The organism is Luteimonas huabeiensis HB2, assembly GCF_000559025.1.
GTDB lineage: Bacteria > Pseudomonadota > Gammaproteobacteria > Xanthomonadales > Xanthomonadaceae > Luteimonas > Luteimonas huabeiensis.
In genome coordinates this window covers 181,567-201,463 of record NZ_JAAN01000014.1, presented here as the reverse complement: position 1 = coordinate 201,463, position 19,897 = coordinate 181,567, and the positions used below count along the sequence as shown (strand labels likewise).

General features: G+C 66.6%; 23 protein-coding genes. 22 read left to right on the top strand and 1 reads right to left on the bottom strand.

Going from position 1 to position 19,897, the window contains the following annotated elements; genetic code table 11:
- The first annotated feature begins 175 nt into the window (after nucleotides 1–175).
- From Z164_RS0104980 to Z164_RS0104910, 16 genes are all read left to right on the top strand, one after another.
- Nucleotides 176–964 carry a PFL_4669 family integrating conjugative element protein gene (locus Z164_RS0104980; RefSeq protein ID WP_024889630.1) on the top strand — a complete coding sequence of 263 codons (789 nt, stop codon included), beginning with the start codon at nucleotides 176–178 and terminating at the stop codon, nucleotides 962–964.
- Complete coding sequence (locus tag Z164_RS0104975; protein ID WP_024889629.1) at nucleotides 961–1,509, top strand: DUF3158 family protein; 549 nt, start codon at nucleotides 961–963, stop codon at nucleotides 1,507–1,509. Before Z164_RS0104980 ends, Z164_RS0104975 begins: the two co-directional genes overlap by 4 nt.
- The gene (locus Z164_RS0104970; RefSeq protein WP_003141056.1) at nucleotides 1,506–1,889 is read left to right on the top strand and encodes a single-stranded DNA-binding protein; all 384 of its coding nucleotides are present in this window, start codon (nucleotides 1,506–1,508) and stop codon (nucleotides 1,887–1,889) included. The genes Z164_RS0104975 and Z164_RS0104970 overlap by 4 nt, the downstream gene beginning before the upstream one ends.
- 294 nt (nucleotides 1,890–2,183) lie before the next feature.
- Entirely contained in the window at nucleotides 2,184–4,199 is a 2,016-nt protein-coding gene (locus Z164_RS0104965) for a DNA topoisomerase III (RefSeq protein WP_024889628.1), read from the top strand.
- Between the two features lie 781 nt (nucleotides 4,200–4,980).
- Complete coding sequence (locus Z164_RS21755; RefSeq protein ID WP_010792170.1) at nucleotides 4,981–5,217, top strand: hypothetical protein; 237 nt, start codon at nucleotides 4,981–4,983, stop codon at nucleotides 5,215–5,217.
- A 25-nt stretch (nucleotides 5,218–5,242) separates the two neighbouring features.
- On the top strand, nucleotides 5,243–5,635 hold the full coding sequence (locus Z164_RS0104960; protein WP_003141051.1) for a hypothetical protein: 393 nt from the start codon (nucleotides 5,243–5,245) through the stop codon (nucleotides 5,633–5,635).
- 250 nt (nucleotides 5,636–5,885) lie between these two features.
- Nucleotides 5,886–6,656 carry a DUF5983 family protein gene (locus Z164_RS0104955; RefSeq protein ID WP_024889627.1) on the top strand — a complete coding sequence of 257 codons (771 nt, stop codon included), beginning with the start codon at nucleotides 5,886–5,888 and terminating at the stop codon, nucleotides 6,654–6,656.
- A gap of 290 nt (nucleotides 6,657–6,946) precedes the next feature.
- Nucleotides 6,947–7,744 (top strand): hypothetical protein, encoded by a 798-nt coding sequence (locus Z164_RS0104950; protein ID WP_024889626.1) that lies wholly within the window; start codon nucleotides 6,947–6,949, stop codon nucleotides 7,742–7,744.
- A gap of 66 nt (nucleotides 7,745–7,810) precedes the next feature.
- Nucleotides 7,811–8,176 carry a DUF3085 domain-containing protein gene (locus tag Z164_RS0104945; protein WP_024889625.1) on the top strand — a complete coding sequence of 122 codons (366 nt, stop codon included), beginning with the start codon at nucleotides 7,811–7,813 and terminating at the stop codon, nucleotides 8,174–8,176.
- A gap of 344 nt (nucleotides 8,177–8,520) precedes the next feature.
- Nucleotides 8,521–9,072, top strand: a complete 552-nt coding sequence (locus Z164_RS0104940) for an STY4534 family ICE replication protein (protein WP_003141036.1) — start codon at nucleotides 8,521–8,523, stop codon at nucleotides 9,070–9,072.
- A gap of 55 nt (nucleotides 9,073–9,127) precedes the next feature.
- Nucleotides 9,128–9,739 carry a DUF3275 family protein gene (locus Z164_RS0104935; protein ID WP_003141033.1) on the top strand — a complete coding sequence of 204 codons (612 nt, stop codon included), beginning with the start codon at nucleotides 9,128–9,130 and terminating at the stop codon, nucleotides 9,737–9,739.
- Between the two features lie 89 nt (nucleotides 9,740–9,828).
- Entirely contained in the window at nucleotides 9,829–10,194 is a 366-nt protein-coding gene (locus tag Z164_RS0104930) for a hypothetical protein (RefSeq protein ID WP_013982123.1), read from the top strand.
- An 84-nt stretch (nucleotides 10,195–10,278) separates the two neighbouring features.
- The gene (locus Z164_RS0104925) at nucleotides 10,279–10,929 is read left to right on the top strand and encodes a hypothetical protein (protein WP_024889624.1); all 651 of its coding nucleotides are present in this window, start codon (nucleotides 10,279–10,281) and stop codon (nucleotides 10,927–10,929) included.
- Nucleotides 10,930–10,994: 65 nt separating this feature from the next.
- Nucleotides 10,995–12,104, top strand: coding sequence for a DUF6094 domain-containing protein (locus Z164_RS0104920; protein WP_024889623.1), 1,110 nt, complete (start codon nucleotides 10,995–10,997; stop codon nucleotides 12,102–12,104).
- Between the two features lie 101 nt (nucleotides 12,105–12,205).
- Nucleotides 12,206–12,511 carry a hypothetical protein gene (locus Z164_RS0104915; protein ID WP_024889622.1) on the top strand — a complete coding sequence of 102 codons (306 nt, stop codon included), beginning with the start codon at nucleotides 12,206–12,208 and terminating at the stop codon, nucleotides 12,509–12,511.
- Nucleotides 12,512–12,610: 99 nt separating this feature from the next.
- Nucleotides 12,611–14,881, top strand: a complete 2,271-nt coding sequence (locus Z164_RS0104910; RefSeq protein WP_024889621.1) for a helicase-related protein — start codon at nucleotides 12,611–12,613, stop codon at nucleotides 14,879–14,881.
- Nucleotides 14,882–14,974: 93 nt separating this feature from the next.
- Here Z164_RS0104910 and panE read toward each other — a convergent pair whose 3' ends face one another.
- On the bottom strand, nucleotides 14,975–15,901 hold the full coding sequence (panE, locus tag Z164_RS0104905) for a 2-dehydropantoate 2-reductase (protein WP_024889620.1): 927 nt from the start codon (nucleotides 15,899–15,901) through the stop codon (nucleotides 14,975–14,977).
- A 111-nt stretch (nucleotides 15,902–16,012) separates the two neighbouring features.
- Between panE and Z164_RS0104900 the strand changes: the two genes are divergently transcribed.
- The 6 genes from Z164_RS0104900 to Z164_RS0104875 all read left to right on the top strand — a co-directional run bounded on the left by Z164_RS0104900 (nucleotide 16,013) and on the right by Z164_RS0104875 (nucleotide 19,889).
- Nucleotides 16,013–16,609, top strand: a complete 597-nt coding sequence (locus Z164_RS0104900) for a helix-turn-helix domain-containing protein (RefSeq protein ID WP_024889619.1) — start codon at nucleotides 16,013–16,015, stop codon at nucleotides 16,607–16,609.
- A gap of 179 nt (nucleotides 16,610–16,788) precedes the next feature.
- Nucleotides 16,789–17,373 carry a PFGI-1 class ICE element type IV pilus protein PilL2 gene (gene pilL2 / locus Z164_RS20005; RefSeq protein WP_024889618.1) on the top strand — a complete coding sequence of 195 codons (585 nt, stop codon included), beginning with the start codon at nucleotides 16,789–16,791 and terminating at the stop codon, nucleotides 17,371–17,373.
- Nucleotides 17,370–18,017 carry a hypothetical protein gene (locus Z164_RS0104890; protein WP_024889617.1) on the top strand — a complete coding sequence of 216 codons (648 nt, stop codon included), beginning with the start codon at nucleotides 17,370–17,372 and terminating at the stop codon, nucleotides 18,015–18,017. Before pilL2 ends, Z164_RS0104890 begins: the two co-directional genes overlap by 4 nt.
- Before the next feature lie 14 nt (nucleotides 18,018–18,031).
- The gene (locus Z164_RS0104885) at nucleotides 18,032–18,778 is read left to right on the top strand and encodes a TIGR03759 family integrating conjugative element protein (protein ID WP_024889616.1); all 747 of its coding nucleotides are present in this window, start codon (nucleotides 18,032–18,034) and stop codon (nucleotides 18,776–18,778) included.
- Nucleotides 18,763–19,341, top strand: a complete 579-nt coding sequence (locus Z164_RS0104880; protein WP_024889615.1) for a lysozyme family protein — start codon at nucleotides 18,763–18,765, stop codon at nucleotides 19,339–19,341. The genes Z164_RS0104885 and Z164_RS0104880 overlap by 16 nt, the downstream gene beginning before the upstream one ends.
- On the top strand, nucleotides 19,338–19,889 hold the full coding sequence (locus Z164_RS0104875; RefSeq protein WP_024889614.1) for an integrating conjugative element protein: 552 nt from the start codon (nucleotides 19,338–19,340) through the stop codon (nucleotides 19,887–19,889). Before Z164_RS0104880 ends, Z164_RS0104875 begins: the two co-directional genes overlap by 4 nt.
- Nucleotides 19,890–19,897 lie beyond the last annotated feature (8 nt).

Below are 19,897 nucleotides of genomic sequence, written 5' to 3'. Positions count from 1 at the left end.
TCTCACCTCCGCGCGAGCCGCGAACAACTCCGCCGAGCTATCCCCAGGGGATAGCCGGCACACACAGCCTTCCGTGCGGAACAAACCGGGCGCGCATGGGCTGCGGTTTGTTGACTGACAGCCTTCCGGCCGATGCCGATGCTGGCGACTCGCCCCTTCACCGCGAGTCGCTCCCATGGCCAACGAACGCACAGAACCCCTGCAACTGAATCTCGGATCGCTGCGCAGCGCGATGTCGCTGACGCTGCACACGCACCACGCTTCGCGCATCTGGCACGGCCGCGCGCCGACCGAGGGGCGCCCCGGCATCATCGGTCTCAACGGCTTCATCGGCGCCATGAACAAGATGAAGCGCGGCGCCGAGCAGGACGACCCGTACTCGGATTGGTGGATGTTGCGGATCGAGGACAAGCTCGCCGACACCAAGACCCGTCTGCAGACCCTGCGCGAACAGGTGGATCAGGCCTTGGCCGACGTGCCAGCGGCGCTGTCCCTGGGCGAGAACATGAACATGCAGCCGGTTAAGCTGCCGCTGTTCGTGAACGCCCAGCTCGGCTTCATGGCGGTGTACCTGCTGGCTGACTACGACGACCTGGCGCGCAAACTCATCCTGGCGCACCACACGGCGCTGATCGACCGCAGCACCTTGGAGCGCTGGCTCAATGATGGTGCGCACGCGCTGCGCAGCCTGTTCTCGCTCGCCCAGCAGTACCGCTACTCGGGCACGACGCGCGACGACTTCGCGGCGAAGAACGCCGCGGCGCGAGCGGCGCTGGAGAAGTTCGGCGAGCTGCCGCAAGACGTGCTGGAAGGCACGCGCCGCTCGCGCTTCGCGCCACCGATCGCGCGGCGGACGACCAAGCCCGGCACGCCGCCTGCTGCGCCCGCCATCGTGCCCGATGCGCCGGCTCACACGGATGGCGCAGCCAATCCAGCGACGGGTAATGAGGGTGCTGACGCATGACGGCATCGCCCCCCATCGGTCACTCCACGCGCTTCGTGGCGCTGGAACAGGCGGACTTCCAGCGGTTGGAACACGCAGGCTACCTAAAAGGCCTTTTACAGCCTTTTAAGGGTAAGGGGAGTCTGGTGACCTGGGCCAGCCAGTGCGCAGCGCTGCGCGACGACGTGATTGGCCTGGCGCAGCGGCGTGTGCTGCCCCAGGCACGCGCCTACCCCTTCAGCCTGCTCGACGTGCAACTGGCCCAGCAGGCCACTGGCGCAGGGACGACCTTCCTGCGCTGGCGCAACCTCGACCGTTCCTCCATGGGCGTGGCGTTGTGGGAGGCCCTGCTGGCCAACCCCGCGACGCCGGCCTCGCTGATCGACGAGCTGTACGCGATCGAACTGCAGCGCATCGTGCTGAACATGCAGATCAGCCTGACCCACAGCATCGCTCGCCAAGCCCTGGAATGCGCCAGCAAGGCCGCCCAGGCCGAAGCGGCTTACCTGCGGCGTGTCCACGGGCATACCGCGGCCGTTCCACCCACCACCAAGGAGTCACCATGAGCACGCACTTCGTCGGCGAGGGCAACATCGGTTCTGCGCCGGACTACCGCGAATTTCCGAACGGCAACGACGAGCCGCGCCGGCTGCTTCGCCTGAACGTCTACTTCGACAACCCGATCCCGAAGAAGGACGGCGAGTACGAAGATCGCGGCGGCTTCTGGGCGCCCGTGGAGCTGTGGCACCGCGACGCCGAGCACTGGAAGACGCTGTACCAGAAAGGTATGCGGGTGCTGGTCGAGGGCCGCACCGTGCGCGACGAATGGGAGGACGCCGACGAGAACGAGCGCGTGACGTTCAAGGTCGAGGCGCGGCGCGTGGGCATCCTGCCGTACCGCATCGAGTCGGTGGCGCTCAGCACCAAGCCGGCCGGCGGACAGTAATTCGCCCATCGCCGTTCCCCCGAGGGCGGCTGTAGCAACCGTCATACGCCCGCGATGCACCAGCGAGCTATCCCCAGGGGATAGCTCCAAGGTCGTCCACGGAGTTCCAGCCGCCCTCCCGAAACGACGCTCTTGCTGTGCCAGCTCCTGCGGTCTATGCACACCGCTGCGGGAACGGGCCGCCTGCCGATCACAAAGCGGTGTCTGCATCAATCGGCTTCCTTGCTGCCGGCATCTCCTGGCCCCGCCAAGCTGACGCCCATCCGATGAACCGCACATTTCCAAGGAGGCTTCATGCGCGTGTTCCTGTGCGAGAAGCCCTCCCAGGGCAAGGACATCGCCCGTGTGCTGGGTGCCGTTCAACGCGGCAACGGCTGCTACAGCGGCGCGGGTGTCGTCGTGACCTGGTGCATCGGTCATCTGGTGGAGGCGGTTCCGCCCGAAGGCTACGGCGAGCAATACAAGCGCTGGGCCATCGAGCAACTGCCCATTCTTCCCGAGCGTTGGCGTGTCGAGCCCAAGGCGGCGACCGCAGCGCAATTCAAGGTCGTGCAGCAGCTCGTCGCCAAGGCGGGCGAGCTGGTGATAGCGACCGACGCCGACCGCGAGGGCGAGATGATCGCCCGCGAGATCATCGACCTGTGCGGCTACCGCGGGCCGATTCAGCGCCTGTGGCTGTCGGCGCTCAACGATGCGTCGATCCGCAAAGCGCTGGGTGCGCTCAAGCCGTCCGCCGAGACGCTGCCGCTGTATTTCTCCGCACTCGCCCGATCGCGCGCCGACTGGCTGATCGGGATGAACTTGAGCCGCTTGTTCACACTGCTGGGGCGTCAGGCCGGCTATACGGGCGTGCTGTCGGTGGGGCGCGTGCAGACGCCGACGCTGAAGTTGGTGGTGGATCGTGATCGCGAGATCGCGCGCTTCGTCTCTGTGCCGTATTGGGCCGTGGACGTGCTGCTATCCCATGCCGGCCGGTCCTTCACCGCGAGCTGGATACCGCCCGAAGGCAGCACGGATGCAGCGGGTCGCTGCCTTCAGCAGCCGGTGGCGCAGCAGGCTGCGGATTGCATTCGCGCCGCACGCGATGCGCAGGTCGTGTCAGTGGACACCGAGCGCGTGCGCGAGGCACCGCCGCTGCCGTTCGACCTGGGCACGCTGCAGGAGGTGTGCTCCAAGCAGTTGGGCCTCGACGTGCAGGAGACGCTGGACATTGCCCAGGCGCTGTACGAGACGCACAAGGCGACAACGTATCCGCGCTCGGATTCGGGCTACCTACCCGAGAGCATGCTGGCCGAGGTGCCGACCGTACTCGACAGTCTGGTCAAGACCGACCCCAGCCTGCGGCCGCTGATCGAGCGCCTGGATCGCCAACAGCGCTCGCGTGCATGGAACGACGGCAAGGTGTCGGCTCACCACGGCATCATCCCGACGCTGGAGCCCGCCAACCTGTCGGCCATGAACGAGAAGGAGCTGGCCGTCTACCGGCTGATCCGCGCCCATTACCTCGCGCAGTTCCTCCCGCACCATGAGTTCGACCGGACGGTGGCGCAGTTCTCGTGCGGCAGTCAGTCGCTGGTGGCCGTGGGCAAGCAGATCGCCGTCATCGGCTGGCGTGAGGTGCTGGCGACGCCGGGGCCGGACGATGCCGGTGGCGAGGATGCGCAGCGCAGCCAGGTGCTGCCCGCCCTGCATGCGGGCCTGTCCTGCCCGGTCGGAAAGGTGGATCTCAAGGCGCTGAAGACGCTGCCGCCCAAACCCTACACGCAGGGCGAGCTGATCAAGGCCATGAAGACCGTCGCCAAGTTCGTGACCGACCCGCGCCTGAAACAGAAGCTGCGCGATACCACCGGCATCGGCACCGAGGCGACACGCGCCAACATCATCAACGGTCTGATCGGTCGAGGCTACCTGGTCAAGAAAGGCCGCGCCGTCCGCGCTTCCGACGCGGCATTCACGCTCATCGACGCGGTGCCCTCGGCCATCGCCGACCCCGGCACCACGGCGGTGTGGGAGCAGGCGCTCGACATGATCGAGGCCGGCCAGATGGCGCTGGACACCTTCATCGAGAAGCAGTCCGTGTGGGTCGGCCAGCTCGTGCAGCAGTACCGCGGCGCAACGCTCTCGCTCAAGCTGCCGCCGGCGCCGGCCTGCCCGCAGTGCGGCGCACCGATGCAGCAGCGCACGGGCAAGAGCGGCGCGTTCTGGTCCTGCTCGCGCTACCCGGACTGCAAGGGTACGTTGCCGATCGAGTCCCCGACGGGCCGGCGCAGCGCACCGCGCAAGCGGCGCGCTGCCTCCAAGGCGTCCTGATCCTCGCTTTCCCCCTGCCGCGCCGGCCACTTCACTGGCGGCGAGGCAAACGTCCCGCACCGCGCGGGACTCCAAAGCGCGCGTCTCCTTCTGCAACGGTGTGCGCGCCCCGTATGCCCGCCATCGGGCGACGGGGCGAGAAGGTCATTGCTCCCACGAATCGCGCCCGCCGCCATTCCCTTGATCGGTGTGCCTTGCCTCGGTCACGAGGGGCTTCCTGACGCCTTGCCGCCGCGCGAGCCGTGAGGAGGCCCCTTGGGCCGAGGGTATTCCGTGCCGGTGCCCGCCGGCGGAACAACGGGCTCCCTTTGTGTGTGGATGCACGCCAGAGGTTTCCGGCCCCAGCCACGAAACGGGCCGGGTGCGATTGCTGACGCAGCGAACGGCTTTGACGACGGCCCGCGCTGACGCAGCCCACAGGTGGTTTTCCTTCCTCTCCAGCCGAAGGCCCGCGTGGCCTTCGGCGCCCTGGTCCTTGCCTTGTCACGTGACGCGGGCCTGCCCTAAAGCGGGCCGTCCGCGATTCGGTTTTCCCTGCGACGGCAGCCATGCTTCGCGCCCATCCTCACGCCATGCGTTGCTGACAGTCGTCAGCGGCATGCCCCGGCAGTCCCGGTCTTCAAGACTGCAACGCGGTTCGCCGCGTCGACCGATCCAGTCCGCTTCGCATCGCCCACCGCGGACGCTCGCCGGCCTGGCGACGATGCACTTTTCTCAACCACCCGAGGGGAACTCCATCCTCTACGGGATGCGTGCTCCTCGACCCACCAAGGAGCACGGCATGTCTGAACCTTCTGCATCTTCCTCTGCAACCGCAGTGCGCAGTGGTGCGCTGGCGCTGGCCTGGACCGGCAAGCGTTTGCCGCTACAGGTGCTGCGCAGCGCGGCCGGCCACTACATCGGCACGCAAGACGACGAAGGCCCGGTATCGCGGGAGTCCGTCGAGTATTTCCCGACCCACCTCGCAGCACAGCGCGCCCTGGATACCCATGCCTGGACACAGCGCGCTCACCCCTGATTCCCACCCTTCAAGGAGTTCTCTCATGAATCTGTCTTTACCCGAAGACGTGCTCGATCAGATGGCGCTGGAACAGGCGCACTTCGACGCTGCACCGCAGGCCTTCTTCGAGGCCTGGAAGCGCGGCGCGCAGATCGCCGGCCACGAGTGGTTCGGCGACGGCACACGCGAAGGTCTGCAGCGTGCCACCACCAAGTGGGACCTGCGGCCCAACATGCTGATGCTCAACGACGCCCTGGGCGTGCTGAGCAGCGGTCAACGCATGTTCCTGTCCGCGATGGTGAGCTTCTACAACTCCCGCGAGGGCGGCGCGATGCTCAAGCGTTGCGGCTTCGAGGGGCTGTCCGACTTCGGCGGCCTCGATCTGGAACGGCGCCAGGTCATCGCCGACCTCACGCTGCACTACAACGGCTGGTGAGCCGCGCCTGGCAACCCACCGTCCTTTCATCCCACCCCACGAGGGACATGCATCCCCGTTCGGGGCCATGTCCCTCCTTCTTGTCGCAGGAGCGGCCATGTCCCGAATCACCATCTTCCACTGACCTGCACCGCCCGCCACCAGGGCGGCCCGACGCCGCGGCCGGCTGACCGGTTGCCACTTCATCCACTCGCTGGGGTTCAATCCCCGGCAGGGGATTGCCTCGGCCATCCTCTGCTGGAGGAATCCCATGTCTCATTCCAAAAACCCCTTCGTCCGCGGCTACGATGGCCTGTCCGTGCAGCGGCTGCTGGCGATTTCTTACGACGACGACTGCCCGCTGAGCTATCTGCCGCTGCACGTCTCGCAGTCGCACCTGCCGCTGCACGTCTCGCAGTCGCACCTGCCGCTGCACGTCTCGCAGTCGCACCTGCCGGACAGCCAGGTCGAGCGCCATGCCTGCGTCTTCTGCGACGACTTCGCGCTGATCACCGAGGGCCAGAACGTGCCGCCCGAGCTGGACGCGCAGTGCCCCAGCCACGGTATCGCCCGAAACCTCGTCTACGCCGTCATGGCCGAAGAAGCCGGCCAGCCGCTGCACGTCGGCGATACCTACTCCGAGGAAGCCGCGCGCGAGGTGGTACGCCGCCTGCGCTTCGAGACCGGGTTCTACAGCCGTGCTTGGGAAATCAGTTCGGCGCATATCACCGAGGAGGCCGGCCGCTTCCTCGCCGAACTGGCGGACATCGCCACGCCGAGCGGTTTTTTGTTTGTGGCCTTCCGCATTCCCTACAGCCCGGCGGTCGGCGTGAAGCTGATCGCCACCCCCTGGACGGATGCGAACCTGCAGCATGTCGAGGGCATCACCGCCGAAGAGCTGCGGCAGGAGCACCGGGCCAAGGGCGTGCCGGAGTCCCTCGTGGAAGTGTTGCACCTGGCTGCGCTCGCCGACGTTCGCATGTTGGTGTTCGATGCCGGCGCGCCCGTGCTGGACGGGCTGACGCTCTACGACGACGAGTAACCCGCAACCCATTCGAGCCCCCACGTCGGGGCTCTTCTTTTTCGCGGAACGCGGTGCCGGCGCATTGCCGATTCCCAACGGACGGTCGCCGCCATGTGCCGCACGCTGGCCGCATGTTCGCTGGCGTTGCCGGCAGCATGCCCAGGCAGTCGAGACCTTCAAGACTGCGGCGCGGTTCGCCGTGCTGGTTGCTTCGTTCTCCGGGCGCACCCGCGTCCATCCACCTCACCCTCAAGGGACAGACCTCCCTTGCGGGCGGGAGTCCCTTGGTTGCCACAAGGAGTCTCCCCATGGATACCCAAGCCATCCGCGCACAGATGCCGACGCTCGTTGTCGGTCATGTGCCTTCCAACGTCCGTTCGTTCAAATTCAACATCTTCGACGGCCAGCCCAAGGTTTCGACGCTGGGCTTTCACATCGACCCGAAGCCTTTCGAGGGCAAGGTCATCGCCACCACCGACGAGGCCATCGTCGTCAAGACGGGACGAGCCGAGTTCGCGGTGCTCGATCGCACGCTCGTGACCGAAGTGCCCGACGAGGGCGCCAAGGTGCAGGTCGAACCCTATGTCAGACGCCGCTTCGACGGTCAGCGGGCGGACACGCCCGAGGAGCAGACCGAGTTCACCGCCGACGGCCAGCCCTACACGGTGAAGCGGTTCGTGCTCGGGTCCGCACCGGCGAAGCTGCCGATCCCCGAGCCGCGCTGCCCCGAGCTGCAGGAACTGATCGTCCAACTGGAGCAGTTGCCCGCTCCCGACGGTTTCCGGCGCATCACCCACATGCTGGTGGATGCCGGTGCGCGGGACATCACCTGGGTCGATCCGCTGCCCGCCGACATCATCCGCACGCCACCGGCCATCGGCTTCACCGTCGCCACGATGAAGTTCCAGGGTCGCGTCACCGTGCTTTATGAGCGTGGCCTCGACCTCTACGCGGTGGAGCTGCACCGCGACGGCGAGCTGGTCGAACGGGTCGATGAGGTGTTCTTCGACACCCTCGGCGAGACGCTGGAACGGCTGATCGACGACGGGAGCTGGAGACGCATCCGCGTGCAGTGCCTGTCGGGTCGCAAGGCTGTCCGGCACTGAGCTCCCAGCAGCTTCCCGCCCTCGCGGCGGGAAGCCTCTCTTCCTGCCCCCCTGGAGATCACACCCATGACTGTTCGATTCAAAGGCACGGAGCTGCGGCCCGTGCTCGCCGAAGCGGTGGCGAATCAATGCCGCGTCATCCTGGTCAAGGATCAGGGCGTGTACTTCCTGGCCGAGTGCGGCGAGCGCCGACCCGATGGTCGCCAGAAGACCATCGCCTATGCCGCCGGTTGCAACCCGGATGTCGATGCCTTCGACGAATGGTGGGAACTGGCGCGTGCCGAGTTCGGTGGCGACGACTTCGGCGAGTTCTTCGATCCGCAGGAGGGCGTGTTTGCGCGCATCCTGCGCAGCGAGGACGACCTCGACGTGTCCGCCACCGCGACACACCTGTCGCTGCAGGCGGTTCCTCCCACGCCCAGCGGTAACTGACCGCCCATCCCTGGCCCCCGCTCCGGGGGCCTCTTTCTTCCCGGCAATGCGGACAGCCGCGAGTGCCGATTGCCGCTCGCCTGCGCGCCGTCCCGGCGCCACGCTTCCGGCCATGTTCCGCTGACGTCCGTCAGCGACATGCCCAGGCAGCCACGATCTTCAAGGCTGCGATGCGGTTCCGACCGCGTTGATCACTCCAGTTCGCACCGGCATCCATGCGCGAACGGCCATCGGTTCTCGATGGCGATGCCACCAAGCTGTTCCATCAACCCACGCGGGGGTTCCACACCTTCCCCGCCTTGGGTCGGGTGTGTCTCCGCCTCATTGTTCCCAGGAGATTCACCATGACCACTTCCACCGAAAAGTCCTACTTCGATCTGCACATCACCGGCCTCGGGTATCTCAATCGCATCCGCGAAGTGAAGCCCAAGAAAGGCGATGCGTTCCTGGCCTGCGACATCGCAGCCCTGAACGGTCCCAGCGATGACGTCTCGTATGTGCGTTTCGACACGCGCGTATCGGGATCGGAAGCGCAGCACCTGGTGCGCCGCTGCATTCAGGCGGTCGACGCCGAGAAGAAGGTGATGATCGGCTTCCGCCTGGGCGACCTGTGGACCGACACCTTCACCTACTCCAAGGGGAAGCGTGCCGGCGAGCAGGGTGTGAGCCTCAAGGCCCGCCTGCTGTTCGTCAGTTGGATCAAGGTCGACGGCAAGCTCGTCTACAAGGCCGAACCCAAGCCGACCGAGACCGACGAGCGCGACCCGGAAGTCCCTGTGACGTCCGACGCGCCCGCCGCGCAGCAAGCCTCGGCACCGGAGCCTTCCAAGCCCGTCGCCGATGCTGCCGACGACGCTGCCGATGCCCCCGCATTGGCCGTTGCCGAGTCGTTCTGATCCGCAAGGCCCCATCCCCGGGGCCTTGTCTTCTCTTCGTCAGCAGGAGACCTTCATGATCACCATCCCCGGCCAACTGGCCATCAAGACCATCCACGGCAGGAACGGCGACTTCAACGTCGGCCGCCTGGCGACCTCGATCGGCGAGTTCGTCGTGAAGAACGCCGAACTCGATCAGTACCGCGAGGGCAAGTACGACGGTGATTTCGTCATCGTCGAGATTCGTCCCTCCACGTACAACGCCAACGGCCGCATGGTCATCGAGATCCGCGCCCATCTGGGCGGGATGACACTGTCCAACATCGACGCCCTGAGCCGCGACGAAGCCCGCCGGCTGAGTCCGCAGGAAGTTGATCCGATCGACGAGGAGGCGCAGGCCCCCGTGCCGGCAACGCCCCCGGCCAAGCCGAAGGCGAAGCCGCGCAGTCCGCGCGATCCCCTGGTCGATACCACGCCGTTCGGCAGCGAACCGGCTCGTGTGTCCGCTGCGGCCTCGGCCGAGGCAGACGACGCGGCGCTGTTCGGTGCCTTGTGGCCCCTGGGTGAGACCGTGAAGCTCGATGCGACCGTGGATCGTCGTGTGCTGCGTCAGCAGCGCGACCGTCTCGACAAGCTCGGCTACGAGTTCGCCCCGTTGTCCCAGGACTGGCACCTCAAAGCTGCCTGATCCATCTGCCGCCTTGCGCGGCATTCCGCCACCCGCCGGGGTTCTTCCCCGACGGGGAGGGCTCCGGCCTTTTCTTCAAGGAGACCCTCATGGGCTGGACCTTCGTTCGTCAGACGCGCGATCAGTTGATCCGCGAGCTGCTCGCTCCGCAGGCGTCCGAACGCGCTTGCTGCGAAGTCATCGACCACACACTGGACGGCGACGTTCTGTGGACCGTGGTTCGCGTCACCGCCAGGCAGGCGGGCGTCATGGGCCTCGCGGCCGGTGAGTCCGTCTGCTACATCGGCTGCCATCTGCTGGAAAGCTCGGGCGGCGATTGGGGCTACAAGTCCCTCGATGAGTCCGTGCATCCGTACTACTACTCGTGCCCGCTGCGCTATCTCGACATGGCGCCGGTGCAAAGCTCCGAGTGGCGCGAGCGGGTTCACCGCTTCCACGCGGGACGCGCTGTCTAGCGGCACGCATCTTCCTTCACCCAACCGGGGCGAGCATGGCCCCGCGGGCTGTGGTTGCTCCTTCATTTTCAAGAGGACATCACCATGCCTGCACCTTCTTCCGCGAAACCGCTGTACCGCATCGACGAATGCCCCGACCTCATGGCCGACGGTTGCGTCGGTGACGAGCAGGGCAATCTCGTCTTTCTCTCGATCTGGGCGCGCGACACCGCCGTTCAGGAGTTCCTCGCCCGCCTGACCCTCGGCCGGGACGAACAGGGACTCGATCAGTTCCACGTCATCACCGAGCAGGGCGCATCCATCCCCGTCTTCGTCGGCAACGTCGAGAACCTGGAAAAGCGCATCACCCGCGCCTATCGGCGAACGCTGTTCGGTTCGCTGACGAACGTGTGGCTGTTCGATCGTCGCTGCGTGAAGCCAGACAAGGCCAACGCCAGCGCGCTGGCGCTTCTGCCCAGGGATTCCGCTCACCGGCTCGACCGGCTGTGGACGCTGGTGCAGGACACCTGCCCGCTGCCACTGCTCGACCACTGGCGCGACACCGTGCTGGAGCTGTTGCAGTCACGGCGGATGCTGACCGGTCTTCCCTTGGCCCTCGGGCCGCTGGAAGGCCATCGGCTGGCCCTCAATGTCCCGGCGCTGACGAAGGCGTTGGGCGAGCTGATCCGCAACGGCACCCTCGGCGCCACGCAGTACGAACTGGCCGCGAACGCACCGCTTCGGCGTGTGGCGTGAGCCATCCCCACGGGCATGCGCGCCGCGCGTGCCCGCCTTCCCTCATCCATCATCAGGAGAAATCCATGGCTCTCATGTTTCCGCGCCTGGCGCGCAACTTCATTCGTAACGGCTACTTCCCCACCGACGAGCCGACGCTGGAGCGGGCCTTGTCCGCACTGGCGCCGTCTCCCGGCTCGATGTCCATCCTCGATCCCTGCGCCGGCGAAGGCGTGGCGATTGCCGAAGCCGCCCACGCCCTCGGGCGCGAGCAGGTCCAGGCCTTCGCCGTCGAATACGACGCCGAGCGTGCCCGCCACGCACGGCAACTGGTCGATCGCTGCATCCACGGTGACCTGATGGACACGCTGATCTCGCGCCAGTCATTCGGGCTGCTGTGGCTGAACCCGCCGTATGGCGATCTGAGCAAGGACGTGAACGGCAACATCGGCTATCAAGGCCAGGGCCGTGCGCGGCTGGAAAAGCTGTTCTATCAGCGCGCGCTGCCGCTGCTGCAGTACGGTGGCGTGCTGATCTTCATCGTGCCGTCCTACGTGCTCGACGCCGAGCTGGTCGGATGGCTGACGCGCCACTTTGCCGAACTGCGCATCTACCGTGCGGTGGAGACGCAGTTCAAGCAGGTGGTGATCTTTGGCCGCCGGGTTCGCCAGCGCGACCAGGCGTCGGAGTCGGCCAAGGCCCTGCGTGGTCTGCTGCTGCAGATCGGACAAGGCGATGCCGAAGCCGAGGAGCTGCCGCTCGAATGGCCGTTCCTGCCGTACACCGTCCCCGCCAGCCCGGCCGAGCCGGAGCACTTCTATCGCGTCACGATGGAGCCCGAGCAGTTCGCCGATGAAGTCGGCCGGCTGCAAGGACTCTGGCCGGCGCTCGATACCCACCTGGGCGCCGCGCAGCAGTCGCTGCGTCCGCCCGCGCGGGCCTTGTCGCACTGGCATCTCGCCCTGGCCTTGGCCGCAGGCGCGATCTCCGGCGTAGTGAAGTCCAAGAGCGGGCGCGTGCTCGTCGTCAAAGGTGATACCCACAAGGAGAAGACCCTCCAGACGGAATACACCGAACGCGACGACGGCTCCGTGGCCGAGACGCGCATCCTCACCGACAAGTTCGTGCCGGTCATTCGTGCATGGGACTTGACGCTGGGCTCGCCCACGTGGGGCGAAGTGCTGATCATCCGCTGATCGCTGTTCCCTGACGGTTCGCCGTCGCTTTCATCCACCCACCGGGGTCACGTCGCCCCGATGGGGTGCCGTGGCCCCTTCTTCCAGAAGGAGAAATCACCATGGCACTCGCAGTCCTCAACCTCGCGTCACAAGCACGCTTTTCGCCCGGGCAGGTGGTCATGACCGCCGGCGTCGACGAGCTGGTCCGACAGGGCCGGCTCAACCCCACGCCGTACCTGCGCCGCCATCTTCATGGCGATTGGGGCGACCTGGACGACAGCGATCGACGGCAGAACGATGCCGCGCTGAAGTCCGGCGAGGATCGTCTGTTCTCGTCCTACCAGGTCACGCGCGACCTGAAGCTCTGGATCATCACCGAATGGGATCGCAGCGTCACCACACTGCTGCTGCCCAGCGAATACTGATCCGCATCCAGCGGTCTCGCGCCGCTTCTTTCTTCCCACCCAGGGGCATGTCACCGCCCCGTGGGGGAGGTGCATGCCCCATTGCTTTGGAGCATCACCATGTCCCTCGATCTCGAAACCGTTCCCGAAACCGCTGTGCAGGGCGACCTGCTCGAAGCGGCAGCTTCACCCCTCACGCTCAGCCTGCAGGACTTCGTATCGGAGTTCGGCGACGAGCTGCTCGATTCGCTCAACCGCGCCAATCCTCCGGTCTACACCGGCCAGGTGCGGGTGCATCGGCAACTGATCCTCGCCGCGCTCAAGCGCAAGCTGTTCCCGGCGCAAGCCGATGTGGTCCACGCCGTCACCGAGCTGTTGGTCGATCGCGGCGAACGCGCCGCGATCGTCAATGGCGAGATGGGCTGCGGCAAGACGACGGTGGGTATTGCCACCGCCGCCGTGCTCAACGCCGAAGGCTACCGCCGCACCCTGGTGCTCTCGCCACCCCACCTGGTCTACAAGTGGCGGCGCGAAATCCAGGAGACGGTGGCCGGTGCCAAGGTCTGGGTGCTCAATGGCCCGGACACGCTGGTCAAGCTGCTAAAACTGCGCGAGCAGTTAGGCGTGCCGGCCCAGGGCCAGGAGTTCTTCGTCCTGGGCCGCGTGCGGATGCGGATGGGGTTCCACTGGAAACCTGTCTTCGTTCGGCGGCGCACGCCTCACGGCGACGTGGGGGCCTGCCCGGATTGCGGGCATGTCATCACCGACCTCGACGGCGAGCCGATCAACCCGGTCGAACTCGAAGCCGAGGAGTCCCGCCGCAAGTGCAGCCACTGCCGTGCACCGCTGTGGTCGTTGATCCGTCCCAGAGGCCTGTCCGCCAGCGACCAGTCCTCGACCGTGCTCAAGGCCCTGAAGCGCATCCCGACCATCGGGGAAGTCACCGCGCAGAAGCTGATGCAGAAGTTCGGTGACGCCTTCCTCGCGTCGATGCTCGGGGACAACATCCACGAGTTCATCAACCTGATGGATGGCAACGGCGAGCTGGTCTTCTCGGACCGGCAAGCCCACCGGATGGAACGCGCGATGGCCAACATGGAGTTCGGCTTCGGCGAAGGCGGCTACCAGCCGTCCGAGTTCATCAAGAGGCAGCTTCCCCAAGGCACGTTCGACCTGCTCATCGCCGATGAGGCGCACGAGTACAAGAACGGCGGCTCCGCCCAGGGCCAGGCCATGGGGGTGTTGGCGGCCAAGGCGCGCAAGACGTTGCTGCTCACCGGCACACTGATGGGCGGCTACGGCGACGACCTGTTCCACCTGCTGTTCCGAGCCCTTCCGGGGCGAATGATCGAAGACGGGTACCGCCCGACGAAGAGCGGCAGCATGACCTCGGCCGCGATGGCGTTCATGCGCGATCACGGTGTGCTCAAGGACATCTATTCCGAGAGCACCGGCACGGCGCACAAGACGGCCAAGGGCACCAAGGTATCGGTGCGCACGGTCAAGGCGCCGGGCTTCGGCCCGAAGGGCGTGCTGCGTTGCGTTCTGCCGTTCACGGTCTTCCTCAAGTTGAAGGACATCGGCGGCAATGTGCTGCCGCCCTACGACGAGGAGTTCCGCGAAGTCGCGATGGACACGGCGCAAGCCGCGGCCTACCGCGATCTGGCGGGTCGGTTGACCGCAGAGCTGAGGCAGGCCCTGGCGAAGCGGGACACGACGCTGCTCGGTGTGGTGCTCAACGTGCTGCTGGCCTGGCCAGACTGCTGCTTCCGGTCGGAAACGGTGGTGCATCCGCGCACGCGCAATACTTTGGCGTTCGTCCCCGCTCAGTTCAACGAGCTGGAGGTGATGCCCAAGGAACGCGAGCTGATCGAGATCTGCAAGCAGGAGAAGGCAGAAGGTCGCAAGACCCTGGTCTATTCGGTCTACACCGGCACGCGCGACACCACGTCGCGTTTGAAGGTGCTGCTGGAGCAGGAAGGCTTCAAGGTGGCGGTGCTGCGCGCGAGCGTGGATGCTTCCCGCCGCGAGGACTGGATCGCCGAGCAGTTGGACCGTGGCATCGACGTGCTCATCACCAATCCCGAGCTGGTGAAAACCGGCCTGGACCTGCTGGAGTTCCCGACCATCGTATTCCTCCAGTCCGGCTACAACGTGTATTCGCTGCAGCAGGCCGCCCGGCGCTCATGGCGCATCGGCCAGAAGCAGCCGGTGCGCGTGATCTACCTGGGCTACGCCAACTCCTCGCAGATGACCTGCCTGGGGTTGATGGCCCGGAAGATCATGGTGTCGCAAAGCACGTCGGGCGACGTGCCGGAGTCCGGGCTTGATGTCCTGAATCAGGACGGAGACTCGGTGGAAGTCGCGCTGGCACGGCAGTTGGTGTGCTGAACTTCACTGCTTCACTTCAACGGCTCCTCCGGGAGCCGTACTTTTTTGGTCATCCAGACGGTGACCTTGATCCGGGAAGCGGAAGACAGGGCCTCATCCACCGCCATGGGCCATGCGGGTCGCCTCGTAGGCCTGCATGTGTGCAAGGCTCACCCTCAGCAGCGGCGCATCCAGTCGAGCTTCATGCGCGCGTCGCAGCATGTCCCCAATGATGTGCTCATGCTCGGTGGGGCCACCACGTTGCAGATCGCGCAGCATCGATGCGGTGCCGGTGGACCCGCGCTCGGACAACGTCGTGAACATGCGGGCATAGGCGTCCTGCGATGGGATGTACCCTGAGGCGGCGGCGGTCGCCACGCATTCGCCGAGCATCTGGCGCACCAGCGCTTCGCCATCTTGTGCCTGCACGATTGCGCCAACTGGCGCGCGCATCAGCGTGGTCATGCCGGCATAGGTCGTGAGGAATACGAACTTCTCCCACATCTCCTGCAGGATGTCCTGGCTCAACACCGGTGCGAAACCGCCGCGCTCCATCAATCCATGCAACGCCTGCGCCGCGTCCTGCTGGCTGTGGGTGCGTGCGCCGAGGGCGAGGCGCTGCAGCGTGTTGAGATGCTGGATTTCACCGGCCGGGCCGAGCGCCACACCGATGTGGCACAGGCCGCCCAGAACGCGCTCGGCGCCGAAGCGCGCATCCAGGTGATCCAGATGCCGCACCCCATTGAGCAGCGGAACGATGCATGTCGAGGGGCCGATGGCGGGCGCGATGGCAGTCATCGCGCCCTCAAGATCGTAGGCCTTGCAGGCCAGCAGCACGGCATCCACGGACGGCGGTGCCTCGACGACTGTTTTCACGGGAAGGGTCAGGTCACCCAAAGGGCTCTTGATGACGAGCCCGGTCTCGGCGAGTTGTGCGGCGCGTCTCGGCCGGACCAGGAAACGCACGTCCACGCCGGCCGCGGCCAGACGCCCGCCGAAATAGCCCCCGATCCCACCTGCACCCAGCACCAGAAGACGCATGGCCATGCTCCTGTTTGAATTTGAGAATTTCTACTATAGTAGAAATTCGTGGCGCGATCGATTTCAGCGCCATTGATACCCCACGCATCCATCCTGACTTGATTGCGGCCCATGCCGAATTCCTCCGCTCCTCAGACCACGCCGAAAGGCGAGCGCGCCGAAGCGCTCCCGAGCAATCTTCGGCGTCTGCGCCTGGAGGCGCAGCTCACCCTCGATCGGCTCGGGGCGTTGTCGGGTGTGAGCCGCGCGATGATCTCCAAGATCGAACGTGGCGCGTCGGTTCCCACTGCCACGGTGCTGGGCAAGCTTGCCGCCGCACTGCAGGTCAGTCTGTCTCAACTCCTGGGGGGATTCCATGCGCGCCAGCCCAGGCTGCATGGCAGGGAGCGCCAGGCGGTCTATCACGACCCCGCTTCCGGCTTTGAACGCCGTTCTCTTTCGCCGCTGTTCGAGGATGGCGCGGTCGATCTGGCCTTCAACGTGTTGCCTCCGGGCAAGTCCGTCGAGTTCCCCCCGCACCATGCGGGCGTGGAGGAGTTTCTCGTCGTGCATGAGGGGGCGCTTACCGTGGTCATCGACGGAAGGCGCTTCGACGTCGCTGCCGGAGATACGTTGTTCTTTCCTTCGGATTGCGTGCATGAGTTCCGCAATGAAGGCGGCGAGCCGGCTGTCTTCTATATCGTGATCAACGATCGGACGCGGCGTTAGGCGGCGAGATCCCCCCGGCACGACCATTCGCCGCGGCATGATCCCGACATGCGTCCTGGCGACCGCGCGGTTGCCGGCATTGCTTTCGGCAAATCGGGAGCCGACGGATTCGCTTTGTTTGCTGTGACAAAGGGCCGGCGCGGCGATGGTGATGGCTCGTTGTTTCAGGACACCGATCCATGCGCCCATCCCGCCAGCCCTTCCGTATTGCCGGACGCAGCCATCCGATCCGTTTGCCCGGCTTGCTCCTGGCCGCCATGGCCAGCGGCTGCGCGATGACGAACGCCGTGCCACCGACGCCCGTATCCAAAGTCACCGACATCGCGCCCGAAGCCGTGATGGAGTTCGTGCCGGTGACGCGGTATGGCCGCTACACCCTGGTCGAACTCGCGCCCACAGCGGCCCAGCACGACCTGTTGCTGCAGGTGGTGGATGTGGAGATCCCCGGCACGCTGGGCGCCACCGTCGGGGATGCCCTCCGGCACCTCGTTCTGCGTTCCGGCTACCGGCTGTGCGATGAGCAGTCCACCGATCTGTTGGCCTTGCCGCTGCCGGCGGCTCACTACCGGCTCGGCCCGCTCCTGCTGCGCGATGCGCTCTTGACACTGGCCGGCCCCGTCTGGGATCTGCAGGTCGACGACGGTGAGCGGAAGGTGTGCTTCATCCGCAGCCTCAGGGAGGCTCATACGCCACACGAGCCCAAGCCACCGGAAATCAACCGTTCGGCGGAGCCCCCTCCGCTGATCCGGGAGGTTTCGCCATGACCATCCGGGACTCGGCGACGGGCCAGCGCACGACGCTGCTGCGGGTCGCGGCCGCAACCTGGTTGTTGCTCGTCAGCGCGGTGGTGCTGGTGGATCACATGGCCTTGTCCGGGCTGGCGGAACAGACCCAGGCCTTCGCGCCCACCGCGCAGGTGTCCCTGCTCGAATCCCGACTGGACGGCCTCTCGCATCGGATCGAACAACGCCATACTCAGCCCGCCGCCTTGCCGCAGGCGCGCTACGAGCAGGACACCGCGGCGTTGGACCAGCGGCTGGCGGCGATCGAGCTGGCGCAGGCCCAATACGCCGCCACCGATGCGCTGCACGCATTGGAAACCCGCGTCACGCGACTGGAAGCCCGCCTGGTCTCGCGCCAGCCCAAGCTGCCCGCACCACGGCCATCCCAACCTGTGGCGGCCCAACCCAAGCCTGTTGAGCCTTCATTCCGCCTGATCGGAGTGGAACTGCGTGCGGGAGAACACTTCGTGTCGGTGATGCCTGCCGATGGCACCGGGCTGGCCGATGTCCGCCTGCTGCGCGCCGGAGAGTCGGAGGGTGGCTGGCGACTGGACGGGATCGAGCGCGATGGCGCCGTCTTCCGGCAGGGAGACGAGATCCGCAGGCTGCCCATCCCGCCCCGATAAGGAGGCCCACACCGATGGTCCCGCGCCACTTGACCCCGCCGTTGCTGGTTGCATTGCTGGCCGCCTCCGCCATGCAGGCGGCGCTCGCGCAGCCCACCGGCGCAACCACCGCGGCCAGGACGGCGCCGAGCCGTGAAGCGCCTGCGGCCATCGCTCGCAGCGACGAACAGCGGGCGCAGGACTGGGGGCTGCGCACGGATGAATGGACGCGCTATCGCGAGTTGATGCAGGGGCCGCTGGGCGTCTACTCGCCCAGCCTCGACCCGCTCACGGCCCTCGGTATCGAAGCACGTTCCGACGAGGAGCGCCGCCGCTACGCGGAATTGCAGGTTCGGGCTGAAGCCCGGCGGGTCGAGAAGACGCTGGCCTACCAGCGTGCCTACGACGCCGCCTGGCAACGGATCGCGCCGGGCATGGCGAGGGTCAACCTACCCGGTGCCAAGCCGACCGGCGCGGGCACCACCATCGCATCAGGCACCGACCGAACCGCCGTCTTCGTGAAGGACGGCTGTACCGCCTGCGACCAGGCCGTGCAGCGGCTGCAAGCGTCGGGCGTCGAGTTCGATGTCTATGTCGTCGGCAGTCGCACCGACGACGCGCGCATTCGTGAATGGGCACGCCGGGCCCGTATTGACCCGGCGAAAGTGCGCGCACGGCACATCACCCTCAACCACGACGGTGGCCGCTGGCTGTCCCTCGGCCTGCAGGGCGAACTGCCCGCCGTCGTGCGCCAGGTCGGCGGTCAATGGCAGCGGCAGTAGGCCTCGCGCGTCTCGCGCTCCTGCTGCTGGCTTGCTGGCCACTCGGCCAGGCGAAGGCCGGGGAGGTTCCGCCGCCGGCCTACCAGTTCGCGGCACAGCGTGCGGGCATTCCGGCGGCGGTGTTGTACGCGGTGGCCTTGCAGGAGAGTGGCACCCGGTACCACGACCGCCTCGTGCCCTGGCCCTGGACGCTCAACGTGGCTGGGGCATCGCGTCGATTCGCCACCCGTACCGAGGCCTGCGCCGGCCTGCACCAGGCATTGCGCGACGTGCCGCGCACCCGCATCGACGCCGGCCTGGGCCAGATCAACCTGGGCTACCAGCGTCACCGCTACGACCACCCCTGCGAACTGCTCGATCCCTATCGGAACCTAGCGCTGGCCGCGCAGATCCTGCGCGAGCAGCACGCGCCGGGCCAGGACTGGCTGATCACGATCGGCCGCTACCACCGTCCCGCTGGTGGCGCACCCGCTGCGCGCTACCGACAGAGTGTTGGCCGCCACTTGGCCCGCGTACTGGGCGAGCCAGCGCGGGGCGCGGATACCCGGAGAACCCTGCCATGAAGCCTCGAATCTTCCGTCCGGCTACGCGGTGGCTGCTCGGCTTGCTGCCGCTCGTGTCCGTGCCAGCCGCTTTCGCACAATCGCCGCCCTTGATCGTCGTCGAGGATCACGGCGGTGCCTCCGCGCTGCCTTACTACCAAGCCCTGGACCTGCAACCGCGCACCGGAAGCAGGCCATCTCCCAGGATCGAGATGCCACGCCTGCCCGAAGGGCCTTCTGGCGAGGCGGCCATGCTGCCGGTGCGTTCTGCCCATTTGGCCCCTGGCGATGTGGCTCCCCGGGCGATCCAGGCGCCGGGGCTCACGCCGATGTTCCTGGTTGGTGATGACCAGCGCTCCCATGCCTGGCTGCGCCAGCGTGCCCCGGCGCTGCGCGAGCTCGGGGCCGTGGGGTTGGTGGTCCAGGTCGAGTCACCGCAGGCACTGGCGTCACTGCGTGCCCTGGCGCCCGGGCTGATGCTGGCACCGGCGTCCGGGGACGAACTGGCCGAGCGCCTGGGGCTGCGCCACTACCCGGTGCTGGTGACCGCCACCGGCATCGAACAGTGAGAACTGCC

Bases quoted from the DNA above. Each gene is read 5' to 3' on its own strand.
- Z164_RS0104950 (WP_024889626.1), top strand. From the start codon at position 6,947: ATGGATACCCAAGCCATCCGCGCACAGATGCCGACGCTCGTTGTCGGT.
- Z164_RS0104965 (WP_024889628.1), top strand. From the start codon at position 2,184: ATGCGCGTGTTCCTGTGCGAGAAGCCCTCCCAGGGCAAGGACATCGCC.
- Z164_RS0104945 (WP_024889625.1), top strand. From the start codon at position 7,811: ATGACTGTTCGATTCAAAGGCACGGAGCTGCGGCCCGTGCTCGCCGAA.
- Z164_RS0104980 (WP_024889630.1), top strand. From the start codon at position 176: ATGGCCAACGAACGCACAGAACCCCTGCAACTGAATCTCGGATCGCTG.
- panE (WP_024889620.1), bottom strand. From the start codon at position 15,901: ATGCGTCTTCTGGTGCTGGGTGCAGGTGGGATCGGGGGCTATTTCGGC.
- Z164_RS0104975 (WP_024889629.1), top strand. From the start codon at position 961: ATGACGGCATCGCCCCCCATCGGTCACTCCACGCGCTTCGTGGCGCTG.
- Z164_RS0104915 (WP_024889622.1), top strand. From the start codon at position 12,206: ATGGCACTCGCAGTCCTCAACCTCGCGTCACAAGCACGCTTTTCGCCC.
- Z164_RS0104925 (WP_024889624.1), top strand. From the start codon at position 10,279: ATGCCTGCACCTTCTTCCGCGAAACCGCTGTACCGCATCGACGAATGC.
- Z164_RS0104890 (WP_024889617.1), top strand. From the start codon at position 17,370: ATGACCATCCGGGACTCGGCGACGGGCCAGCGCACGACGCTGCTGCGG.
- Z164_RS0104930 (WP_013982123.1), top strand. From the start codon at position 9,829: ATGGGCTGGACCTTCGTTCGTCAGACGCGCGATCAGTTGATCCGCGAG.
- Z164_RS0104910 (WP_024889621.1), top strand. From the start codon at position 12,611: ATGTCCCTCGATCTCGAAACCGTTCCCGAAACCGCTGTGCAGGGCGAC.
- Z164_RS0104885 (WP_024889616.1), top strand. From the start codon at position 18,032: ATGGTCCCGCGCCACTTGACCCCGCCGTTGCTGGTTGCATTGCTGGCC.
- Z164_RS0104940 (WP_003141036.1), top strand. From the start codon at position 8,521: ATGACCACTTCCACCGAAAAGTCCTACTTCGATCTGCACATCACCGGC.
- Z164_RS0104875 (WP_024889614.1), top strand. From the start codon at position 19,338: ATGAAGCCTCGAATCTTCCGTCCGGCTACGCGGTGGCTGCTCGGCTTG.
- Z164_RS0104970 (WP_003141056.1), top strand. From the start codon at position 1,506: ATGAGCACGCACTTCGTCGGCGAGGGCAACATCGGTTCTGCGCCGGAC.
- Z164_RS21755 (WP_010792170.1), top strand. From the start codon at position 4,981: ATGTCTGAACCTTCTGCATCTTCCTCTGCAACCGCAGTGCGCAGTGGT.
- Z164_RS0104955 (WP_024889627.1), top strand. From the start codon at position 5,886: ATGTCTCATTCCAAAAACCCCTTCGTCCGCGGCTACGATGGCCTGTCC.
- Z164_RS0104880 (WP_024889615.1), top strand. From the start codon at position 18,763: ATGGCAGCGGCAGTAGGCCTCGCGCGTCTCGCGCTCCTGCTGCTGGCT.
- Z164_RS0104960 (WP_003141051.1), top strand. From the start codon at position 5,243: ATGAATCTGTCTTTACCCGAAGACGTGCTCGATCAGATGGCGCTGGAA.
- Z164_RS0104935 (WP_003141033.1), top strand. From the start codon at position 9,128: ATGATCACCATCCCCGGCCAACTGGCCATCAAGACCATCCACGGCAGG.
- Z164_RS0104900 (WP_024889619.1), top strand. From the start codon at position 16,013: ATGCCGAATTCCTCCGCTCCTCAGACCACGCCGAAAGGCGAGCGCGCC.
- Z164_RS0104920 (WP_024889623.1), top strand. From the start codon at position 10,995: ATGGCTCTCATGTTTCCGCGCCTGGCGCGCAACTTCATTCGTAACGGC.
- pilL2 (WP_024889618.1), top strand. From the start codon at position 16,789: ATGCGCCCATCCCGCCAGCCCTTCCGTATTGCCGGACGCAGCCATCCG.